Annotated in this window: 20 protein-coding genes and 2 tRNA genes; 9 read left to right on the top strand and 13 right to left on the bottom strand. The window is 56.8% G+C overall.

What is annotated here, in order from left to right; genetic code table 11:
• Positions 1–54 precede the first annotated feature (54 nt).
• Positions 55–1,857, top strand: coding sequence for a single-stranded-DNA-specific exonuclease RecJ (recJ, locus tag DSM25558_RS01685; RefSeq protein WP_077101482.1), 1,803 nt, complete (start codon positions 55–57; stop codon positions 1,855–1,857).
• Between the two features lie 89 nt (positions 1,858–1,946).
• On the opposite strand, the gene DSM25558_RS01680 is transcribed toward recJ, so the two are convergent.
• The 6 genes from DSM25558_RS01680 to DSM25558_RS01655 form a co-directional block, all read right to left on the bottom strand.
• Positions 1,947–2,021, bottom strand: a tRNA-Glu gene (locus tag DSM25558_RS01680).
• Between the two features lie 294 nt (positions 2,022–2,315).
• Positions 2,316–2,903: an NUDIX hydrolase gene (locus tag DSM25558_RS01675; protein ID WP_077101144.1), complete on the bottom strand. Its 588-nt coding sequence runs from the start codon at positions 2,901–2,903 to the stop codon at positions 2,316–2,318.
• A complete protein-coding gene (locus DSM25558_RS01670) occupies positions 2,900–3,190 on the bottom strand; it encodes a hypothetical protein (RefSeq protein WP_143239978.1) in 291 nt (96 codons plus the stop codon). Before DSM25558_RS01670 ends, DSM25558_RS01675 begins: the two co-directional genes overlap by 4 nt.
• 18 nt (positions 3,191–3,208) lie before the next feature.
• A complete protein-coding gene (locus DSM25558_RS01665; protein ID WP_077101140.1) occupies positions 3,209–3,412 on the bottom strand; it encodes a DUF3126 family protein in 204 nt (67 codons plus the stop codon).
• A 118-nt stretch (positions 3,413–3,530) separates the two neighbouring features.
• A complete protein-coding gene (gene cysE / locus DSM25558_RS01660) occupies positions 3,531–4,355 on the bottom strand; it encodes a serine O-acetyltransferase (RefSeq protein WP_077101139.1) in 825 nt (274 codons plus the stop codon).
• Between the two features lie 134 nt (positions 4,356–4,489).
• A complete protein-coding gene (locus tag DSM25558_RS01655; RefSeq protein ID WP_077101480.1) occupies positions 4,490–5,278 on the bottom strand; it encodes an alpha/beta fold hydrolase in 789 nt (262 codons plus the stop codon).
• Between the two features lie 152 nt (positions 5,279–5,430).
• Here DSM25558_RS01655 and DSM25558_RS01650 point away from each other — a divergent pair, with 152 nt between their 5' ends.
• Entirely contained in the window at positions 5,431–5,676 is a 246-nt protein-coding gene (locus DSM25558_RS01650) for a zinc-finger domain-containing protein (protein ID WP_067642630.1), read from the top strand.
• Between the two features lie 25 nt (positions 5,677–5,701).
• Positions 5,702–6,871 carry an FAD-dependent monooxygenase gene (locus DSM25558_RS01645; RefSeq protein WP_077101137.1) on the top strand — a complete coding sequence of 390 codons (1,170 nt, stop codon included), beginning with the start codon at positions 5,702–5,704 and terminating at the stop codon, positions 6,869–6,871.
• 366 nt (positions 6,872–7,237) lie between these two features.
• Here DSM25558_RS01645 and DSM25558_RS01640 read toward each other — a convergent pair whose 3' ends face one another.
• Complete coding sequence (locus DSM25558_RS01640) at positions 7,238–8,428, bottom strand: cystathionine beta-lyase (RefSeq protein ID WP_077101135.1); 1,191 nt, start codon at positions 8,426–8,428, stop codon at positions 7,238–7,240.
• 444 nt (positions 8,429–8,872) lie between these two features.
• Between DSM25558_RS01640 and DSM25558_RS01635 the strand changes: the two genes are divergently transcribed.
• The 4 genes from DSM25558_RS01635 (at position 8,873) to DSM25558_RS01620 (ending at position 13,138) form a co-directional block, all read left to right on the top strand.
• Complete coding sequence (locus DSM25558_RS01635; protein ID WP_077101133.1) at positions 8,873–9,895, top strand: amino acid ABC transporter substrate-binding protein; 1,023 nt, start codon at positions 8,873–8,875, stop codon at positions 9,893–9,895.
• 101 nt (positions 9,896–9,996) lie between these two features.
• The gene (locus DSM25558_RS01630) at positions 9,997–11,193 is read left to right on the top strand and encodes an amino acid ABC transporter permease (RefSeq protein ID WP_077101131.1); all 1,197 of its coding nucleotides are present in this window, start codon (positions 9,997–9,999) and stop codon (positions 11,191–11,193) included.
• 3 nt (positions 11,194–11,196) lie between these two features.
• The gene (locus DSM25558_RS01625) at positions 11,197–12,354 is read left to right on the top strand and encodes an amino acid ABC transporter permease (RefSeq protein ID WP_077101129.1); all 1,158 of its coding nucleotides are present in this window, start codon (positions 11,197–11,199) and stop codon (positions 12,352–12,354) included.
• Positions 12,355–12,364: 10 nt separating this feature from the next.
• Positions 12,365–13,138 carry an amino acid ABC transporter ATP-binding protein gene (locus DSM25558_RS01620; RefSeq protein WP_077101118.1) on the top strand — a complete coding sequence of 258 codons (774 nt, stop codon included), beginning with the start codon at positions 12,365–12,367 and terminating at the stop codon, positions 13,136–13,138.
• Between the two features lie 202 nt (positions 13,139–13,340).
• On the opposite strand, the gene DSM25558_RS01615 is transcribed toward DSM25558_RS01620, so the two are convergent.
• The 6 genes from DSM25558_RS01615 to DSM25558_RS01585 all read right to left on the bottom strand — a co-directional run bounded on the left by DSM25558_RS01615 (position 13,341) and on the right by DSM25558_RS01585 (position 17,094).
• Positions 13,341–14,186, bottom strand: coding sequence for a universal stress protein (locus DSM25558_RS01615; RefSeq protein WP_077101116.1), 846 nt, complete (start codon positions 14,184–14,186; stop codon positions 13,341–13,343).
• Between the two features lie 145 nt (positions 14,187–14,331).
• Positions 14,332–15,105, bottom strand: a complete 774-nt coding sequence (locus DSM25558_RS01610) for a competence/damage-inducible protein A (RefSeq protein WP_077101114.1) — start codon at positions 15,103–15,105, stop codon at positions 14,332–14,334.
• Between the two features lie 834 nt (positions 15,106–15,939).
• The gene (locus DSM25558_RS01600; RefSeq protein WP_077101111.1) at positions 15,940–16,185 is read right to left on the bottom strand and encodes a DUF982 domain-containing protein; all 246 of its coding nucleotides are present in this window, start codon (positions 16,183–16,185) and stop codon (positions 15,940–15,942) included.
• 73 nt (positions 16,186–16,258) lie between these two features.
• Positions 16,259–16,546, bottom strand: a complete 288-nt coding sequence (locus DSM25558_RS01595; RefSeq protein WP_077101109.1) for a hypothetical protein — start codon at positions 16,544–16,546, stop codon at positions 16,259–16,261.
• Between the two features lie 178 nt (positions 16,547–16,724).
• Positions 16,725–16,798: transfer RNA gene (locus DSM25558_RS01590), tRNA-Cys, on the bottom strand.
• 143 nt (positions 16,799–16,941) lie between these two features.
• A complete protein-coding gene (locus DSM25558_RS01585; RefSeq protein ID WP_077101108.1) occupies positions 16,942–17,094 on the bottom strand; it encodes a DUF3309 family protein in 153 nt (50 codons plus the stop codon).
• Between the two features lie 247 nt (positions 17,095–17,341).
• On the opposite strand from DSM25558_RS01585, the gene DSM25558_RS01580 reads away from it, so the two are divergent.
• The gene (locus DSM25558_RS01580; RefSeq protein WP_077101106.1) at positions 17,342–18,013 is read left to right on the top strand and encodes a protein-L-isoaspartate O-methyltransferase family protein; all 672 of its coding nucleotides are present in this window, start codon (positions 17,342–17,344) and stop codon (positions 18,011–18,013) included.
• A 214-nt stretch (positions 18,014–18,227) separates the two neighbouring features.
• The gene (locus DSM25558_RS01575; RefSeq protein WP_077101104.1) at positions 18,228–19,142 is read left to right on the top strand and encodes a PopZ family protein; all 915 of its coding nucleotides are present in this window, start codon (positions 18,228–18,230) and stop codon (positions 19,140–19,142) included.
• Positions 19,143–19,159: the final 17 nt, after the last annotated feature.

Genomic DNA, 19,159 nt, shown 5'->3' with positions numbered 1-19,159 from the left:
GGCCTTTAGCCCGTTACGAAACAACCGGCTGGATGGGTAAGCTGACGCATGGCGATGATTGAAGCGGTCGATACTGTGCCGAGAGCTTTTCTCGGTGTCGATCGGTCGGCAACGGAGCAGAAGTGGATGTCGCGGCTGGATCAGGCCGGGCAGAACCGCGCTCTGGCCATGTCGCAGGTTCACGGCATCCCCGAACTGGTCGCCCGCGTGCTTGCAGGCCGAGGCGTCGGTGTCGATGATGCCCTCGCTTTTCTCGACCCCACGATCCGCTCGCTCATGCCAGACCCGTTGACGCTGACCGATTGCGAGAAGGCAGCGGAGCGCATTGCCGACGCCATCAAGCGTAATGAGAAGGTCGCGATCTTCGGCGACTATGATGTGGATGGCGCATCATCTTCGGCGCTGATGTATCGTTTCCTGCATCATTTCGGGCTGGATCCCGAAATCTATATTCCTGACCGTATTTTCGAAGGCTACGGCCCCAACCCGGCTGCCATGCAGCAACTGGCCGCCAATGGCGCGACGCTCATCATCACCGTCGATTGCGGCTCCACCAGTCACGAATCGCTTGGCGCTGCGCGAGATGCCAAAACCGATGTCGTCGTCATCGACCATCACCAGGTTGGTACGGAACTTCCGCCAGCGGTGGCGCTGGTCAATCCTAACCGGGAGGACGATCTTTCGGGGCAGGGGCATCTCTGCGCAGCAGGCGTCGTGTTTCTCGTGCTGGTCGCCACGCTGCGGGTGCTGAAGGACCGGCGCGACAGCCGGGCCTACACGCTGGACCTTTTGTCCCTGCTCGATATCGTCGCACTGGCGACAGTTTGCGATGTCGTGCCGCTGAAAGGGCTGAACCGCGCCTATGTGGTGAAGGGTCTGATTGCCGCACGCCATATGAACAATGTCGGGCTCGCCGCGCTGTTCAAGAAGGCCGGTCTCGGCGGGCCTGTGACGCCTTACCATTTCGGATTTCTGGTCGGCCCGCGCATCAATGCCGGCGGGCGCATCGGCGATGCGGCCCTCGGCAGTCGCCTGCTGACGCTGGATGATGCTTCTCAGGCCGAGGTCATCGCGGAAAGACTGGATGATCTGAACCGAGAGCGCCAGGCCATGGAAGCTGTCATGCTGGCGGAAGCCGAGGCCGAGGCTCTGTATGAATATGGTGACGGCACGGGTGCGGGCGTCATCGTCACGGCGCGGGAAAACTGGCACCCCGGCATCGTCGGACTTCTCGCATCGCGCCTGAAGGACCGCTTCCGTCGTCCGGCCTTCGCCATTGCGTTCGACTCGCAAGGCAAGGGTTCCGGCTCCGGCCGCTCGATCAACGGTTTCGATATGGGTCGCATGGTGCGCAGTGCCGTGGATGCCGGTCTGTTGGTCAAGGGTGGCGGACACGCCATGGCCGCTGGCCTGACGGTGGAGCGCGCCAATCTCGGCCGCCTGCGGACCTTCTTTGAAGAGGCGGCGCAGAAGACGGTTTTTCAGCTGGTCGAAAACAGCGTGCTGAAAATCGACGGCGCGATCGGCGCTTCGGGAGCGACGCTTTCGCTTGTCGAACAAATGGAGCAGGCAGGGCCATATGGTTCCGGCCATTCGCAACCCATCTTCGCCGTGCCCGCTCACCGCCTGCGCGACGTTCGTGTGGTCGGCACCTCGCATGTCAAGATCACACTGGAAGCACTGGATGGTTCACGGCTGGATGGCATCGCGTTTCGAGCGGCGGATGCGCCTCTGGGCCAGATGCTGATGAATGCGCGGGGTCGCCAGATCCATGTTGCAGGCACGCTGGGGGCAGATCAGTGGCAAGGTCAAAAAAGAGTTCAGCTTCGCGTTCTGGACGCTGCCATAGCGCCGTAGCGCATTCGCCCAATCACAAAAGTTGCGTTTAGACGTGCTTACACGCTGGTTTAACCAACGCTCGTATCGCCATGATATATTTGGGAGAGTGGTACGCCCTAGGGGAGTCGAACCCCTCTTTACAGAATGAAAATCTGTCGTCCTAACCGATAGACGAAGGGCGCATACCGTGTGTGGCGCCCTTATAGTCAGGCACCGGATTCTCCGCAAGCACCTATTTCCACTTTTTTGCATTTCCATGACATTTTTATTCAGGCGGCATGGAGCGCGCTGTGGAAAACTGCGCCAACCTGGCGGTTCTGTTCAAAGCATCTTGGGAGAGGGGGAAGCGTGAGATTAAACCGGGGATCAGGGGGCGTCCCGTTTATGTCTAACCCCACGCTTCATCGGGGGACGTGGAAATAACGGAGCAGCAAAGAATTGGTTCCGATGATTGATTCTAAAAAGAATCGGCTGTGTCAGGGTTGGCGTAGCTCATCTAAATGGCTTGTCAGCAGAGGCGAAAGGTAGTCGACGAGTTGTTCTTTATGGGCAGCACAAAATCGTTTTATCGAGACATCTGTAAGCTCGATGAGGTGTATTTTGACCAACTCCGGCATTTCCTCGCGAGTAGCCAGCGCTGCCAGATGATCTTTGAAAGCTGCTTTGGCTGCATCTGCTGTAATCGTGAGGCGCAGAAGATAGTAGATGCCGATATGGTCAGCTTTGCCGCCGATCTTGATACATAGTGGTCGGAATTCCTGTGCCTTGTTCAGGAAAATGAACCCCACTTCCTCGGTGATTTCACGCTTGCAGCACGCCTCACCGCTGACGGTGCCATCGGGCGCGAGCTCTATGTTTCCACCTACAAACTGAAGCCGCCCGGGGGCAGACGTGGATGACGCCATTTCGCCCACCAGCACATGATTGTCGCTGGTGACGATGACGGCGGCGCAATAGACGATACGGCACGGCGTCGCGGCGGGGGTCGTGTTTGAATAGAGATAATGGGCGTAGTCGCTGGTGCTGATTTGGATGCTCGGCGCGTTTTCTAACTTGATTTTCATCCCAGCGAGAACCGTGCCGTTGAAAAGCGCCCATCTGCATTCATGGTTTGCCAGTGTTCCTCAATCATGCCGCGCTCGTCATCAGGCAGAAGGAGCGGAGGGGCTGGCGTGCTGAAGGATGTTTCAGTTTGACTGAAATGAAAATGAACGGTTTTCAAAATAGTATCCGCAAAATTGATAGAGCGATGCGCGGAACGATACATATAAATTTCGGTCTTACAACCTTTATTGGCTGGCATAAAACAAAACCGCCCGCAGACATTCGTCGCGGGCGGTTTCGAAATCATGGTGTCACCGGCTGGTGATTATAGGTCGACGTCGAGGATCGCCATGGAGAAATTGTAGGAGCGGTCGCCGTCTTCGTCATCGATGTAGACGACACCAAGAAATTCTTCGCCAGCATAGACTTCTGCCGAATCATCCTTGCGGGGGCGGGCTTTGACGGCCAGCGTTTCGTTGAAGGTGCGCTTGAAATAGGCGTCGAGCTTTTTGATTTCGTCGGCTTTCACCAGTCTTCTCCTGTGCGGTTCACGTTGCGCCGCTTTTGGCATGGCTTAAAGGCGAAAGTAAAGTCAAAGAGGCAAATCGTCCGCATGATCCTGGTGGACGCCTTGCCAATTCGGTGCCTCAGATATCGGCACCGATGATCTGATCCATGATGCGCGAAGGCTCGTTGCAGCCGCCATCTCCCACCACGCGCGCTGGCACACCGGCGACGGTCGCGTTAGGCGGTACAGGCTTCAGAACGACGGAACCTGCGGCAATGCGGGAGCAGCTGCCAATCTCGATATTGCCGAGAATTTTTGCGCCCGCACCGATAAGCACGCCGCTGCGGATCTTGGGGTGGCGGTCAGCGCCTTCCTTGCCGGTGCCGCCGAGGGTGACGCCATGCAGAATGGAGACATTGTCACCGACAACGGCGGTTTCACCAACGACGAGACCAGTCGCGTGATCGAGGAACAGACCCTTGCCGAGGCGCGCTGCGGGGTTGATATCGGTCTGGAACACGCTCGATGCGCGGCTTTGCAGATAAAGCGCGAAATCGCGACGTCCCTTATGCCACAGCCAGTGGGCGAGACGGTGGGTCTGGATGGCCTGGAAGCCTTTGAAATACAGCACAGGCTCCATGAAACGCGTGCAGGCCGGGTCGCGGTCGTAAACGGCCTGAATATCGACGCGCAGAATGGAGCCCCATTCCGGCCAGTCATTGAGCATTTCTTCAAAGGTCTGGCGCAGCAGAACGGCCTGCATATCCGGGTGGTCGAGCAGCTCGCAGATGCGGTAGGCGACGCAGGCTTCCAGCGAATGATGGTTCAAAATCGTGGAATAGAAGAAGGCCGATAGCAGCGGATCTTGCGCTGCCGCAGTGCCTGCCTCGTTCAGCAGGCTGCCCCATATGGGATCGACAACGGATAGCTGATCCTGCTGACGTGCCTCTATGCGTGCGACCATGACTGGTCTCCCTTGGATTGGTGTCATTCATTTATACAGAAAAAAGTGTCGCCTAGAAATGGTGATTTACCAACGCGGTTAAAGACGCGAAAGCATCAGTTTTTCTGAAGGCTTTTTGGAAAACGGTTCTCTGGTCAGCTTTGCGCGTCGAGATCTCGGTAGAATTCCAAAACCGCAGCTTTGAAGACACGGTCGCCGACGGCGAGCATGTGGTCACGGCCTGGAATGTCGATGGCTTTGGCATGCGGCATGAGCTGCGCCAGTTCTTCGCCGGAACCGGCTATGTCATCCTTGGTGCCAACGGCGATCAGTGTCGGGATATCGATCTTTGCCGCTTCTTGCCGGGTCACGAGAACGCGGGATGTTTCGATACAGGCGGCAAGAGCGATGCGGTCGCTTTTGGTCTGGTCGGCGAAGGCGCGGAACATGCGGCCGCGCTCATGGGTGACGACATCCAGAGACGGCGCGCGAAGGGCGTCCGCGATCGGGTCCCAGTCGCCCACGCCATCCACCATGCCAATGCCAAGGCCACCGAACACCAGCGAGCGGACCCGCTCCGGGTGGGCCATGCCGACGAAGGCGGACACACGCGCGCCCATGGAGTACCCCATGACATGCGCTTCGGATATTCCGAGATGGTCCAGCAGGCCGATGGCATCCGCGGCCATGGTTGCGGGGTAATAGGCGTCCGCATCGTGCGGCTTGTCACTTGCACCGTGGCCGCGATTGTCCAGCGCGATAACGCGATATCCCGCATCGCCCAGCGTCTTTACCCAGCCGGGATTAACCCAGTTCACCGAGGCGCTGGAGGCGAAGCCGTGGATCAGAAGAACCGGAAAGCCAGACGGGTCACCCTCATCGAAATAGGCCAGTTGCAGACTATCGCGGGAGTAGGACAAAAACTGCGGGACATTGAGATTCATCAAGGACATCCTTTTTTGCGCACCATATGTCAGGAAATCGCAGCGTTGAACATATTGCGCGATGATTTCTGTGGAGGTGAAAAGCATTTGAGGTTACATATCCGCAAAAGCTGAGCGCGAGCTCACCCACGAAGTTGCATTTGGAGACGATTATGGCCGGGCATACCATTCCCCACTTCCAGAACGATGGCGGACACGCCGTGATCGAAATCGGCGTCAAGGAATTCATGTGCACAGGTGCCTCCGTGCCGTTCGACCACCCGCATATCTTCATCGATATGGGTGACGACAACGAGAAGGTCTGCTCCTACTGTTCGACGCTGTATCGCTACAATCCGTCGATCAAGGCCACGCAAACCAACCCTCCCGGCTGCGTTTTCCACGTGAAAGCCGCCTGATCTCTCTTTCAGACTGGGGCGCTCCATGCCCGTAAAATCCGTAGCTGTCATCGGTGCCGGCATTGCCGGTCTCACCGCCGCTTTGTCTTTTGCCAGATATGGTATCCGCAGCGATATCATCGAGCAGGCGGAACAGTTGGAAGAAGTCGGCGCAGGCCTGCAGATATCGCCCAATGCCGCGCGTATCCTTGATGCGTTGAATGTGCTGCCGCAGATCGAAGCGCAGTGGCTGGAACCGGAGACGGTTGACCTTGCCTCTGGAAAATCGCTCAAGCGGCTTGTTTCCTTGCCCATGCGGGCGGTGGCGCGACAGCGCTGGGGTGCACCTTACGGTGCGCTGCACCGGGCAACGCTTCAAGGCGCGCTTCTTGCGGCGGTGAAGCAAAATCCGCTGTGCCATCTGCATCTCGGTAAGCGGATGGACGTCATCGACCATGCCACTATCACCGGTATCACCTTTCAGGAGCATGACCTGATCGTCGGGGCGGATGGCGTCTGGTCGAGCGCCCGTCATGCGGTTCCGGGAAGCCCGACTGCGACATTTTCCAGCAATATCGCGTGGCGTTTTACTATTCCGCGGGGCGATATTCCGGATTTTCTGAAAAGTCAGTCCGTGACGGCATTTCTGGGGCCATCCGCGCATCTGGTGGCCTATCCGCTGGCAGAGACGGGCGGCTTCAATATCGTGGCGATTGCGACGGGTGCGAACCCCGGCGACACATGGAAGGCGCAGGCGCAGGGCGAGCAACATGCGTTGCTGATGAGCCAGTTCGGCCATTGGAACCCTGCCTTTGCGGACATGCTGCAACACGCCTCCAAGCCGACATTCTGGCCGCTGTTTCAGGCTGGGCAGGGCAGGTGGCACAATGGCCGCGATACGGTTCTGATTGGTGATGCCGCGCATGCGATGATGCCGTTTGCGGCGCAAGGAGCGGCGATGGCAATCGAGGATGCGTTCGAGCTTGCGGCGTTTGTTAGTGTCGATAAACCCTTGGCCAAAGCACTGTCGTCGTTTGAAGGCCACCGCGTGCCGCGCATCGAAGCCGCTCGCAAACGCGCCGCCTTGAACAAGTTTGCCTATCACGCCCGGGGACCATTGCGGCTGGGACGTGATCTGGTTCTTGGCATGAGGCCGCCAGAGGCGTTTCTGGCAGATTTCGACTGGTTGTATGGGTATCGGGCCGAGGGGCTTTGATGCTTGTCGGCGGAGAGGAGGCCTCCCCTCCACGTCATCCTCGGGCTCTACCCGCGTTTGACGTCGGCCCTTACCTCCGTCACCCCGCACTTGTGTGGACGAAATACGGCCTCCTGCCTGCATTGACCGGGATGCGCATCCCGGTCAATGCAATAAGTAAACCACATTTCGTCCACACAAGTGCGGGATGACGGAAGGAGGATGTGTCCCAGACCTTCGAAACGAATCAGGGGGGATGAACGCTCGATCGGCTCAGATCGGGATCATCCGTCCTTCAGTAAAGCAATGAAAATGAAACAACTCACCAACTTAAACCGGACACCATTGGGTCAAGCCCGAGGATGACGGAGTATGTTTTGTTCGGCTTTACGCTGCCGCCGCCGCTGCCTTGAACCCAGCCTCCAGATCGCGTTTGATATCAGCGACGTCTTCGAGGCCGATTTGCAGGCGAATGAGCGGGCCTTCGGTCGGGCCTTTGGCGATGGTGCGATCTCGTAGCGACACGAGAACGGCCAGCGATTCGTAGCCGCCCCAGGAAAAACCGAGACCGAAGATCGACAGCGCGTCGAGGAAGGCGTGCGATGTTTCCGTGAAGCGGTCTGCGTCTGACTTCAGCACGAAGGAAAAGACGCCGGTTGAGCCCTTGAAATCTCGCTTCCACAGATCGTGGCTCGGGAAGCTTGGAAGGGCAGGGTGCAGGACCTGCAAAACATCATCCCTGCTTTCCAGCCATTGTGCGATTTCGAGCGCGCTCTTGCGGTGATGTTCCAGCCGCACACCCATGGTGCGCATGCCGCGCAGCACCTGATAGGCATCATCGGAGGTGACGCACAGCCCGATATCGCGATTGGCGTTATCAAGCTTCTTCCAGTGCTTTTCATTGGCGGAAACGAAGCCCATCAAAATATCGGAATGGCCTGCCGGGTACTTCGTCGCTGCGTGAATGGAGACATCGACGCCGTGATCCAGCGGCTTGAAGTAGAGCGGCGTGGACCATGTGTTGTCCATGGTGACGACGCAGTCATATTTGTGGGCGATGGAGGACATCAGCGCCACATCCTGCATCTCGAAGGTGTTGGAACCGGGGGCTTCCAGATGCAGCAGACGGGTGTTGGGGCGAATGAGGGCTTCGATGCCAGCGCCGATGGCCGGGTCGTAATACTCCACCTCGATGCCGTATTGTTTCAGCATTCTGTTGCAGAAGCGGCGGGTCGGGAAATATACCGAATCAACGATCAGCGCGTGATCGCCCGCCGACAGGTAAGCAAGAAACGGCACGGTCACAGCGGCAAGCCCTGACGGCAGAAGGATGGTGCCTGCCGAACCCTCCAAGGCATTGATCATGTCGCACAACGCATCGGTCGTGGGCGTGCCGTGTGTTCCGTAGGTGTACTTCTGGTCTTCTGAAACAAGCGTCTTCGCGTCCGGGAAAAGGACGGTCGATCCACGCGCGATGGGTGGATTGACGAAGCCGTGATAGGCGGTCGGGTCATTGCCGAGATGGGCGAGGCGTGTGTTGTCACCGGCGGCGTTGAGGAACCCGTCTTTGGATGTCATGCTGAAATGTCTCTCACTGATCGATGAATGGAAAATGGTCCTGAATGCCTGCTGCGGTCAAGACTTCGTTATCCGCAACGTGTTGCGCCGGTGAATCGCCTTGGATTTTGCGAGGATGTCGCACCGACGCCTGCGAATGACAACGCGTGCGGTGTTTTGATACCCGAATGGGTTACCCATACGCGCAAATTCAGTCTATCTGCCTGACAGCCTGAGCAGTTTTTAATCTCTTTTAGCGTATTTATTAGACAATTGCCCATAAAAAGGACGTTTTTTGAAAAATTCCGTTTTTTGGACACAATTCTTGAGGGCAAGACTTGACCGTGACGGCAATTGCGATTGTGATAGATGAGCGCACCGGGAGGTGAGGCGGGGAGCTGCTCGTATACGACAAGATATACGGCTTTCTTCTGATGACGAATAAGAAACAAAGGTTGGGAAAAAATGAAAAAGGCAATTCTGTCGGCCGCCATTGGCGCAGCAATTCTCGGAGCTGCATCGGCTGCATCTGCCGCCACGCTCGCTGACGTGAAGTCCAAGGGTTTTGTAACCTGCGGTGTAAGCTCTGGTATTCCAGGCTTCTCGAACCCGGACGACAAGGGTGAATGGTCGGGCATCGACGTTGACTATTGCCGCGCTATCGCGTCTGCCGTTTTCGGTGATGCAACGAAGGCAAAGTTCGTCCCTCTCACATCCAAGGACCGTTTCCCTGCGCTTCAGTCTGGCGAAGTCGACGTCCTCACACGTAACACCACATGGACAGTCAGCCGCGACTCGTCGCTCGGCTTCAACTTCCGCACCGTCAACTACTATGACGGCCAGGGCTTCGTCGTGAAGAAGGCGCTCAACGTCAAGTCGGCTCTGGAGCTTTCGGGCGCTGCTGTCTGCGTTCAGCAGGGCACGACCACCGAGCTCAACCTCGCCGACTACTTCAAGACCAACAACCTTCAGTACAACCCTGTTGTGTTCGAAAAGGAATCCGACGCGACTTCCGCTTACGACAGCGGCCGTTGCGACGTTTACACCACCGACCAGTCCGGCCTTTATGCCATCCGCTTGAAGATGAAGACACCAGACGAAAATATCGTTCTGCCTGAAATCATCTCCAAGGAGCCGCTTGGACCTGCCGTTCGCCAGGGCGACGACCAGTGGTTCGACGTTGTAAGCTGGGCTCACTACGTCATGATCAACGCTGAAGAACTCGGTATTACCTCCAAGAACGTTGATGAGCAGAAGTCTGCTGCAAACCCTGACATCAAGCGTCTTCTCGGCACAGAAGAAGGCACGAAGATCGGCACAGACCTCGGTCTGACCAATGAATGGGCTTACAACATCATCAAGAACGTCGGTAACTACGGCGAAGTCTTCGATCGTAACGTTGGTGCTGGTTCGCCGCTCAAGATCGAGCGCGGCCTGAACGCATTGTGGAACAAGGGCGGCCTTCAGTACGCTCCTCCAGTTCGCTAATAGCCGTTAAAAGACAGCTTTTGCGGGAGGCAGGGCCAAAGCTCTGCCTCCCGGAATTATAGAATAAGCTCGCAAAGAGCATATAGAGGGAAAGGGTGCCGATGGCAGGCAACGCGCTCCAATCGCAACCGTCGAGCGCAAAAAGCGCGACGTCCATTATTTACGACCCGAAAGCGCGGTCGATTTTTTATCAAGTCGTTACAGTCCTTCTTTTGGTGCTGTTTGTCTGGATGATCGCATCCAACACAGTTCATAATCTTCAGCGTTCGAATATTTCGTCCGGTTTCGGCTTTCTGAATGGCAGAGCTGGCTTCGATATCGGCCAGTCGCTGATCGCCTACAGCAATGACAGCACCTTCGGTCGGGCATTGGTCGTCGGTATCCTGAACACGCTTCAGGTGGCGTTTCTCGGCATCATCACGGCGTCCATCGTCGGTTTCATCGTCGGTATCGCGCGACTGTCCAACAACTGGCTTGTTTCCAAGCTGGCTCAGGCCTATGTCGAAATCTTCCGCAATATCCCGCCGCTGCTGGTTATTTTCTTCTGGTACAAGGGCGTTATCACCATTCTGCCGCAGGCGCGTGACTCGCTTCAGCTGCCTCTCGGCACCGTTCTCAACAATCGTGGCTTCTTCTATCCGAAGCAGGTCTGGGGTGAGGGCTCCTGGCTCATTCCCGTGGCGTTCCTCGTCGGAATCGTCATCACCTACTTCGTCTACCGCTGGGCCAAGGCCCGCCAGATGAAGACGGGTCAACCCTTCCGCACCGGCATCGTCGGCACCGCCATCATCATTGGCCTGCCGGTTCTGGCGTTTCTGGCGATGGGCGCACCGCTGACTTTCGATTATCCAGTTGCCGGACGCTTCAACCTCAGCGGCGGATCGGTCATTGCGCCCGAATTTCTGTCGCTCTATCTGTCGCTGTCCTTTTATACCGCGTCCTTCATCGCCGAAATCGTTCGTGGCGGTATCAAGGCCGTTGCAAAGGGGCAGACGGAAGCTGCAAGCGCACTCGGTATGCGTGGCAACAACATCACGCGTCTCATCGTCGTGCCACAGGCCATGCGCATCATCATCCCACCGCTGACGAGCCAGTATCTCAACCTGACAAAGAACTCCTCGCTGGCGGTTGCCGTCGGCTTCTCGGATCTTGTGGCGGTTGGTGGTACCATCCTCAACCAGACAGGGCAGGCCGTCGAGGTCGTGGCCATCTGGCTCGTGGTCTACCTTTCATTGTCGCTGACAACCGCGCTGGTCATGAACTGGTTCAACGCGAAAATGGCGCTGGTGGAGAGATAAACAATGACAACCAATCAAATCTCCTATGTTCGCGCCAATATGGTCCAACCGGAGCCTGCTCCTTCCAGCCAGGTGGGCATCACCCACTGGCTGCGCACCAAGCTGTTCGCCACGCCGAAAGACATCGTCTTAACCGTGCTGGCCATCGCGTTCCTGGTCTACATCATCCCGCCGCTTGTGCAGTGGTTGTTCATCCATGCGACATGGACGGGCACGGATCGCACGGCATGCCTGACCGTGGCACAGGGCGGCGCATTGCCGGACGGACAGTCCGGCGCATGCTGGGCTTTCGTCAATGCGAAGTTCGCGCAATTCATGTTCGGCCGCTATCCATCATCCGAATACTGGCGTCCGCTTCTCGTACTGGCAGCCTTTACCGCGCTGCTGATCCCGATGCTCATTCCAAAGGCACCGTTCAAGGGCCTGAACGCGCTTCTTCTGTTCATCGTCCTGCCTTTGGTGGCATTCTTCCTGCTGCTTGGCGGCCATTTCGGTCTGTCATATGTCGAAACGCCACTGTGGGGCGGATTGATGGTGACGCTGATCCTTTCGTTTTGCGGGATCGTCGTCTCCTTGCCGTTCGGCATTCTGCTGGCACTGGGACGTCGCTCGAACATGCCCGTCATCAAGATGCTGTGCACGACCTTCATCGAGGTCATCCGCGGCATTCCTCTGATCACCATCCTGTTCTTCGCCAGCATCATGTTGCCGTTGTTCCTGCCTGATGGCTGGACCTTCGACAAGTTCCTGCGCGCGCTCGTCGGCGTCGCCCTGTTTGCCTCGGCCTATATGGCGGAAGTCATTCGCGGCGGATTGCAGGCCATTCCGAAGGGACAATATGAGGGCGCAGATTCGCTTGGTCTCAATTATTGGCAGAAGACACGTCTGATCGTTCTGCCGCAGGCCCTGAAGCTCGTCATTCCGGGTATCGTCAACACTTTCATCGGCTTGTTCAAGGATACCTCGCTGGTCTACATCATCGGGATGTTCGATCTCCTCGGTATCGTCAATCTCAACCAGTCGGATGCGAACTGGTCGACACCCGTCACACCTATGACCGGCTATATCTTCGCCGGCTTCATATTCTGGATATTCTGCTTCGGCATGTCGCGTTATTCGCTGTTCATGGAACGGCATCTCGACACCGGACATAAGAAATAAGGGGAAAATCATGGCAGAAACCCAAGCACAAAAACTGGCCGTCTCCGCAACTGACGTTGCGATTGAAATCACCGGCATGAACAAGTGGTATGGTGATTTTCACGTTCTGCGTGACATCAACCTCAAGGTCATGAAGGGCGAGCGCATCGTCGTCGCCGGTCCTTCGGGATCGGGCAAGTCGACAATGATCCGCTGCATCAACCGTCTGGAAGAACACCAGTCGGGCAGCATTCAGGTTGACGGTATCGAACTGACCAACGACCTGAAGAAGATCGATGAAGTGCGTCGCGAAGTCGGCATGGTGTTTCAGCACTTCAACCTCTTCCCGCATCTGACCATTCTGGAAAACTGCACGCTGGCACCGATCTGGGTTCGCAAGACACCCAAGAAGGAAGCTGAAGAGATCGCGATGCACTATCTGAAGCGCGTCAAGATTCCCGAGCAGGCTCACAAATATCCGGGCCAGCTTTCCGGTGGTCAGCAGCAGCGTGTGGCGATTGCCCGTTCGCTGTGCATGAAGCCGAAGATCATGCTGTTCGATGAGCCGACTTCGGCGCTCGACCCTGAAATGGTCAAGGAAGTTCTGGATACGATGGTGGGCCTGGCCGAAGACGGCATGACCATGATCTGCGTAACCCACGAAATGGGCTTTGCGCGCCAGGTCGCCAACCGCGTCATCTTCATGGACCAGGGCCAGATCGTCGAACAGAACTCGCCAGCCGAATTCTTCGACAACCCGCAGCATGAACGTACGAAGCTGTTCCTGAGCCAGATTTTGCATTGATGGATGTGTTGGGGCAGCGCCCGCGTTCACACGTCATCCTCGGGCTCGTCCCGAGGATCTGCTGCCCTCTCATCTTGATCGACGTGATTGGATCCTCGGGTCAAGCCCGAGGATGACGGCACAAAGTAAAGATGCTCGTAGCAACACAATACCCGCCGATTACTCGGCGGGTTTTCTTTATCCGGACCTTTGAAAATCGTGCCTATCGCGACAGCAATGTCAGTGCGGTCATCTTATCCAACAGGGTGCGAGTCACGCCACCAAACAGCATTTCCCACCAACGGGAGTGGCCATAGGCACCCATGACGAGCAGGTCGATGCTGTTGTCGGAGAGGCGCTTCTCGATTGCTTTTTCGGCGGACACCCCGTGGCCCTTTTCCTGTGATGTCACGGTGACGTTGATGCCGTGCCGGGCGAGGGTGGACGCAATTTCCGAGCCTGCCAGGGCGCCGGATTGGGTTTCATCATCGGCAGCGCCAACGGAGAATATCTCCACGCTTTCTGCGGCGATCAGGAAAGGTAGCGCATCGAATGTGGCGCGGGTGGCTTCGCGTGAACCGTTCCATGCCACAAGCACCCGCTTGATCGGCTTTGGCTGGTCCAACACATACGGCACGAGAAGAACGGGCCGGCCGCTTTCGTAGAGGAAATTGTCGATATCGGCGCTGCTATCCGACAGCGCCGAGGATGTGGTCTGGCGGGCAATGACGATATCGGCGCTGCGGGCGCTTTGAATGGCGGTGTTGGAAGAATATCCGACCGACGATACGAAGCTGCGCCATTCATTGGAGATGCTTTCGGCAGCCATTTTCGCGTTGAAGATCAGGCCGACATCGGTCGTTTCCTGATGGGCGACTTCCTGCACCGCCTGGACGGTTGCGGGATCGGGCATCTCCATTGGCGCGACAAGAGGCACGGTCGCGAAGGATTCCATGTGCAGGCCGATGACATGGGACGAAAACGTACTGGCCAATGAGGCTGTAAAATCTCCCAGCTTGCGCGCATTTTCGGCAGTGTCCATGACTGCCAGTATGGTCTTGTAACCCATGATCAGACTCCTCATCGTGGTGAGCACTGCCCGGTGGGATCAGAGAGCAGTGCTTCTCTTTAAGTTTGCAGATGACGCCTTCTGGACCTCGAAACTTTGATTGCGATCAAGTGCGTCTGGTTAAACGACTGGGGCCTTGAAGCGTTCAAGCCGAACGAGCTGCTTTCTCAAGCGTGATCGTTTCTATCATGGCGGCCACGTCTTGAGCAGCGGCACTGAGTGCGCCAGCATCGCGGGCGCGGACGACGATCTCGGTCGAGAAACGCTGGCCATCATATTTGGGATAGGAGCCGATGCTGGTTTCTGGATGAGCTTTTTGAACTTTGGTCAACGGCGTACCGATGTCACCCTCGCCAAATGGCGAACTCACCGCCTGCGACAGGATTTTGGAGCCGGTGCGTAGGGATGGAATCACGTTGTCCAGCATGGCCTGGAACACCTGCGGCACGCCCGCCATGACGTAGACGTTCTCCACGATGAAACCGGGCGCGACCGAAACCGGGTTAACAATGTGCTTTGCGCCACGCGGCATGCGCGCCATGCGCTTGCGCGCGTCGGTGAATTCCATCTCTCGAGCGCGGTACATATCGCCCAGCAGGCGCATGGCCTCGGCATCATGCTCGCACGGCACGCCAAAGGCGGCTGAGACGGCGTCGGCAGTGATATCGTCATGCGTGGGACCGATTCCGCCCGATGTGAAGACGTAGTCGTAGCGCCTGCGCAAGGCATTCAGCGCTTCGACGATTGCCGCTTCCTCATCCGCGACGATTCTGACTTCCTTGAGATCGATCCCCGACATCGTCAGCACATCCGCGAGGTGGCCGATGTTCTTATCCTTGGTACGCCCTGACAAAAGCTCGTCGCCAATGGCGAGCATTGCAGCGGAAACAATGGTGGAGGCGCGGGAGGATTCAGGCATTCGGGTCACTCACATGGATATTCCATAACGTTAGCGCTCTGAGCGACGAATTCAATAAGGCGGCGAATGAAAACGTGTTTCTGCGTTCATGTCGTGTCGGCAAATCGACAAACAAAATGCGGCACACAGGCCGCATTTTTGTCTCGTCACTTTTAAGGTAACGTCTTTTAAAACTGAAATATATCGGATGTCAGATGATGGGATTGATCATCATCAGGCAAGTAACAATCACAAAACCAAGCATTGAGACTTCAAGCACACTGTTGAGACCGTCGCGCATCGCTTTACCCTCCATCGTTCGTGGAAGAAGAACGTGCAAAACTTAACGAAGTTCCGTGACAGGCGCATGAATTGTAAAGATTTGCCAAGCGTTTCTCACCTGGCAACTCTGCTTACATGACCACGAGTGCAAAAATCCAGTGCCCGACGATACTCAGGACGAGGCAGGCCAGAATAAGGATGAAAACGAACTTCTTCATTAAGTGTATGCCTCGGCTTATTTGATCATCGCATCTTAGAGCGCTTCCTTGCTAAATGGAAACGGTTCTGTTGGTTCAAACGGGATCGCCTGCTTGTCCGGATGGCGCGTGTCGTAGCCCTAGCATACGGCCAAGCCGTCCGGGCAAGCAGGGGGCCCGTTTCAACCAACCCGAAGGGCCGGGCATCTTTGCGTCAGGACAAAGGCGATCGGCTCGACCGTACCTTTGGGTATGCTCTTCGCCAATCGCCTTTGCCCTGCCACAAACCTGCTCCGGCAGAACCTTTTCCATTTAGCAAGGAAACGCTCTAACGGCACGAGGTTCGTATTTTAAAAGAAAAAACGCATCTGCGTCATTATGACTTGATGTCGAGCCCGGCCTCAATGGCGGCGTCGATAAAGGCTTTTCGCGCATCTTCCGGCTTCTTTTTACCGGCATCGACTGCGGCGAATACGAGAAGGGCGCGATCCAACATCTCGCCGTCTTCTTCCGGCCAGTCCTCGATCAGTGCCCAAGAGGCGGCCTGGGTCGAATCTATGGTCACATAGACGCCTGGCTCTTCCAACGCGACGAGAACCGGTTTTGTCCAAAGCGTCTGCATTATGTTTCCCGCAAGTTTCAATACTGAAAACAGCGTTTAGAAGCTTATCGGGTGCTATTCAATCGGCAATTTATCAGTCGTCACGACCCAGGAACGACCAGTCGCGCACGATCCGGCGATCGATGATCTTCAAAGAGCGATCGGGTTGAATCTGATAGGTCTCTATAACCCGGTCATCGAAGCGGCGGAAGTTATGCGTAAACGTGCTGCCGATGGGCGATTTGGTCAGCTTGGTACGCGGCTGCCCGTTATAGGTAATGCTGCCGGGGATGGGCTCGTAGCTCGACGGTGAAATCGTCGTCGTGCATCCGGCAAGACCAAGTGCCAGTCCTGCGCTGACTATGGCGGTGGTCAATTTCATGGCGCTCTCCCAAATGTCGCTTGTTGCATGTCATTATGCAAAGTCCGTTGGACCGGTAAACTGCTGGGGAGGAACGATGTTCCGCAATGGATGCGACAGCGCAAAGCGAGTTTGAAGTAGAGGTAATGATCCACTTTAAGAAACTGCTGCAAATCTTTGATATCTTGGTGAGTTGTTTTGGAGGCCTCGCCCGGAATTGAACCGGGGTGCAAGGATTTGCAGTCCTCTGCGTCACCACTCCGCCACGAGGCCTCACGAGCCTGATCGCTCAAGCTATGGCGGGGATTTAGAACGAATCCATTTTCCGCGCAATAGGGTAGGTTTGAAAAACCCGAAGAAGTTTCGTGGAAAAGCCGCATGCTCTTTTTGACGGCGATGCGGCTTTTCAAATCGTATCAGATGCGGCCGAGAAGGACCAAAACCAGCACGATAACAAGAACGAGGCCAAGGCCGCCCGAAAGACCATACCCGTAATTATGGTAGCCCCAGTTTGGCAGAGCGCCGATCAGGAACAGAATGAGCAGGATGACGAGAATTGTGCCGAGCATGCTGGCCTCCAGATGTTGTTGAGCGTTTCCAGTCCGTTATCAATGATTAGGCGGATAAAAAGTTCCCGCTTGAGGGGAGTTTTCGTGCGGCTGGGTGGTGAATTTGGCGGTGAAAGCCACAACTTGCCTTTTTCGCGTTCCGTGCGTGCGCTTGTGCTTGAAAGCGGCGGCGCAGGCAATTAAGACGGTATCCCACAGCGGTCTGCGTTTCAGGCCGCGTCGAGCTTGTATTTGAGGCGAAAACGACATGATGGATTTCGAAACCGCACGCGGCAAGATGGTCGACAGCCAGTTGCGCACGACCGATGTGACCTCGCATTCTGTATTGAAGGCGTTTCTGGCAGTGCCGCGCGAGGAGTTCGTTCCTGCTGGCGTAAAGCAGATTGCCTATGCGGACGAGGATTTGCAGATCTGTCCGGCCAAGGACGGACTGGCTCCCCGTTACATCATGAAGGCTTCGCCGCTGGCGAAATTGCTGCAACTGGCCGCCATCACCAAGGATGACGTCGTGCTGGAAATCGGCGGCGGCAGAGGCTACGTCTCCGCGCTTCTTTCGCAGCTGGCTGGCTCCGTTGTTTCGCTCGAGTCCGATGAAGAGCTGAGCGCCAGCGCCACGACGACGCTGTCATCGCTCGGCTACGACAATGTTGCCACCGTTAACGGTGAGCTTGCGAAGGGCCACGCGGCGGAAGCGCCTTACGATGTCATCTTCATCAATGGTTCGGTCGAGGAAGTGACGTCTGCGCTGCTGGATCAACTGCATGATGGCGGACGTCTTATTGCCGTTGTCGGTTACGGCAACTCTGCCAAGGCGACGGTTTATCGTCGCGATGGCAAAGGCACGTCGTCCACCTCGTTCTTCAATGCCTCGGTCAAGCCGGTTCCGGGCTTTGGAAAGGCTCGCGAATTCGTTTTCTGATCGTCGCAAGCCGTTGATAGAACGACCAGATGCCGGACCTTTCGAGGTCCGGCATTTTTATTTTCTGCCTGGGAAACGCGAAATAAAGCTGTGTAACAAGCAGCTTACTGAGCCTGCGAGGATTCATTTCTGAGCCCCGGTGCCCTACAGTGAGGGTGATTCGGAGTGCGGGACTTGCTCCGTTCCGTCTTGAAAGTGGAAATCGGGGATAAAAATGGCTCAGCCCAACGTCGCGCGCGAACCATCCATGGAAGAAATTCTGGCGTCCATTCGCCGAATTATCGAAAGCAACGAACCTGCTTCCGGGGACGCGTTTTCGGCACCATTGCCTCCGGTCTATGACGAAGAGGAAGAAGCCACGTCGTCTTTCGCGGCTGAGCTCGCCAGCCCGCCAGCCCATGTGCCACCCGCCGCAAACCAGGCTTACGGCGCGCGCCAGCAATATGAGCCGCAGGCAGCACCGCGTGGTGACATGGCCGGTGCAGATGCAGCGGAAAAGACGATGTCTCTGGCCGATGTTGCCGCACGTGTGCGCGCCGCCGCAGATCGCAATGCAGCGCTTGGCCCGCAAGGCTTGGCAGCTCAGCGACTGGTGGAGACGCCGTCCGCGCCGCAGCCAACGTTTCAGCAGGAACGCCCACAGCGGCCAAACGATTTGCGCCCGCTGTTGAACGTTGCGCCGCCAGCACCCGTTCGCCAGCCACAACAGGCACCAGCACCCGTGCAACCTGTCGCGGAGCTGCAAACACGCCCATTGCCTGGCTGGGAGGGCCTTGAGCTTCGTGGTGCTGTGGAGCCGGAACAGTCCGCACCCGCGCCTGCACCTGTTGAAGTTCAGCCGGAAATCTTGGCGGAACAGCCAGCATTGCCAACGCAGGAAGCTCCTGCTCAGCAGGACAGCAGCCTTTCGCTGAACCTGATTTCCGCCGCCGCCGGTGCGCAGATTGCCCAGTCTTTCGGTGAACTGGCCGAAATGTTCGATGGCGTCGAGCGTCCGACAGTCGAGCAGATGGCGCAGGATATGTTGCGGCCGATGTTGCAGGACTGGCTGGAAGACAACCTGCCAACGCTGGTCGAGCGATTGGTGCGGGAAGAGATCGAACGCGTTGCACGCGGTCCGCGTCGTTAAAAAGTCGAGATATTGGA

It is taken from the genome of Agrobacterium sp. DSM 25558 (assembly GCF_900100825.1).
GTDB lineage: Bacteria > Pseudomonadota > Alphaproteobacteria > Rhizobiales > Rhizobiaceae > Agrobacterium.
This window is presented reverse-complemented; position numbering and strand designations above follow the sequence as displayed.

Excerpts from the sequence above, each read along its gene's own strand:
- DSM25558_RS01575 (WP_077101104.1), top strand. The coding sequence starts at position 18,228 with ATGGCTCAGCCCAACGTCGCGCGCGAACCATCCATGGAAGAAATTCTG.
- DSM25558_RS01580 (WP_077101106.1), top strand. The coding sequence starts at position 17,342 with ATGATGGATTTCGAAACCGCACGCGGCAAGATGGTCGACAGCCAGTTG.
- recJ (WP_077101482.1), top strand. The coding sequence starts at position 55 with ATGATTGAAGCGGTCGATACTGTGCCGAGAGCTTTTCTCGGTGTCGAT.
- DSM25558_RS01630 (WP_077101131.1), top strand. The coding sequence starts at position 9,997 with ATGGCAGGCAACGCGCTCCAATCGCAACCGTCGAGCGCAAAAAGCGCG.
- DSM25558_RS01655 (WP_077101480.1), bottom strand. The coding sequence starts at position 5,278 with ATGAATCTCAATGTCCCGCAGTTTTTGTCCTACTCCCGCGATAGTCTG.
- DSM25558_RS01595 (WP_077101109.1), bottom strand. The coding sequence starts at position 16,546 with ATGAAATTGACCACCGCCATAGTCAGCGCAGGACTGGCACTTGGTCTT.
- DSM25558_RS01615 (WP_077101116.1), bottom strand. The coding sequence starts at position 14,186 with ATGGGTTACAAGACCATACTGGCAGTCATGGACACTGCCGAAAATGCG.
- DSM25558_RS01635 (WP_077101133.1), top strand. The coding sequence starts at position 8,873 with ATGAAAAAGGCAATTCTGTCGGCCGCCATTGGCGCAGCAATTCTCGGA.
- DSM25558_RS01625 (WP_077101129.1), top strand. The coding sequence starts at position 11,197 with ATGACAACCAATCAAATCTCCTATGTTCGCGCCAATATGGTCCAACCG.
- DSM25558_RS01675 (WP_077101144.1), bottom strand. The coding sequence starts at position 2,903 with ATGAAAATCAAGTTAGAAAACGCGCCGAGCATCCAAATCAGCACCAGC.
- cysE (WP_077101139.1), bottom strand. The coding sequence starts at position 4,355 with ATGGTCGCACGCATAGAGGCACGTCAGCAGGATCAGCTATCCGTTGTC.
- DSM25558_RS01645 (WP_077101137.1), top strand. The coding sequence starts at position 5,702 with ATGCCCGTAAAATCCGTAGCTGTCATCGGTGCCGGCATTGCCGGTCTC.
- DSM25558_RS01610 (WP_077101114.1), bottom strand. The coding sequence starts at position 15,105 with ATGCCTGAATCCTCCCGCGCCTCCACCATTGTTTCCGCTGCAATGCTC.
- DSM25558_RS01640 (WP_077101135.1), bottom strand. The coding sequence starts at position 8,428 with ATGACATCCAAAGACGGGTTCCTCAACGCCGCCGGTGACAACACACGC.
- DSM25558_RS01620 (WP_077101118.1), top strand. The coding sequence starts at position 12,365 with ATGGCAGAAACCCAAGCACAAAAACTGGCCGTCTCCGCAACTGACGTT.
- DSM25558_RS01650 (WP_067642630.1), top strand. The coding sequence starts at position 5,431 with ATGGCCGGGCATACCATTCCCCACTTCCAGAACGATGGCGGACACGCC.
- DSM25558_RS01600 (WP_077101111.1), bottom strand. The coding sequence starts at position 16,185 with ATGCAGACGCTTTGGACAAAACCGGTTCTCGTCGCGTTGGAAGAGCCA.
- DSM25558_RS01585 (WP_077101108.1), bottom strand. The coding sequence starts at position 17,094 with ATGCTCGGCACAATTCTCGTCATCCTGCTCATTCTGTTCCTGATCGGC.
- DSM25558_RS01670 (WP_143239978.1), bottom strand. The coding sequence starts at position 3,190 with ATGATTTCGAAACCGCCCGCGACGAATGTCTGCGGGCGGTTTTGTTTT.